A 684-nucleotide genomic window follows, 5' to 3' on the forward strand; every position below is an offset into this window, starting at 1 on the left:
AGAAAAGCTTCAGGGGGTTTGAATGAGGGAGGCTATGATTACTAGGGATATATGGCTTACGGAGGAGTATGCGATGAGTGATTTTAGGTCTGTTTGTCGTAGGCAGATTGAGCTTGTTATGATTATGCCTCATAGGGCTAGCATGAGGAAAGGGTAGGCTATGTATTCTGTTAGGGGGTTAAGAATAGGGGTGAGTCGTATTATGCCATAGCCACCTAGTTTTAAGAGTACTGCGGCGAGGACTATTGAGCCTGCGATAGGGGCTTCAACATGGGCTTTTGGGAGTCATAGGTGTAGGCCATATAAGGGTATTTTTGTTATGAAAGCTATCGTGCATGCTAGTCAGACGAGGTTGTGTGATCAGGTGGTTGTTAGTTTTTGGTCTGTGAGTGTTAGTAGTATGATATTTAATGAGCCTGCGTTATTGTAGGTGTAGGTTAATATGATGAGTAGGGGTAGAGAGCCAGTTAGTGTATAGAATAGAAAGTATGTGCTTGCGTTGAGGCGTTCTGCTTGGTTACCTCATTTGGTGATGATGATTAGGGTGGGAATAAGGGTGGTTTCGAATAGGATGTAGAATAAGATTAATTCTGTGGCCATGAATGTTAGAATTAAGGTGATTTGAAGGAAAATTATTGTGGAGAGGTAGAGTTTTTTTTGCGAAGGGGGTTCATTGCATAGGTG

The 684-nt window shown here is 42.4% G+C and carries 1 pseudogene; it reads right to left on the bottom strand.

Annotated elements, in window-relative coordinates:
* Positions 1 to 9: 9 nt before the first annotated feature.
* Positions 10 to 507, bottom strand: a pseudogene (locus ACFIKD_RS09715) (proton-conducting transporter membrane subunit); the annotation flags it as partial.
* Positions 508 to 684 lie beyond the last annotated feature (177 nt).

This window comes from Bartonella sp. CR84HXZ (assembly GCF_042194535.1).
GTDB classification, from domain to species: Bacteria; Pseudomonadota; Alphaproteobacteria; order Rhizobiales; family Rhizobiaceae; genus Bartonella; species Bartonella grahamii.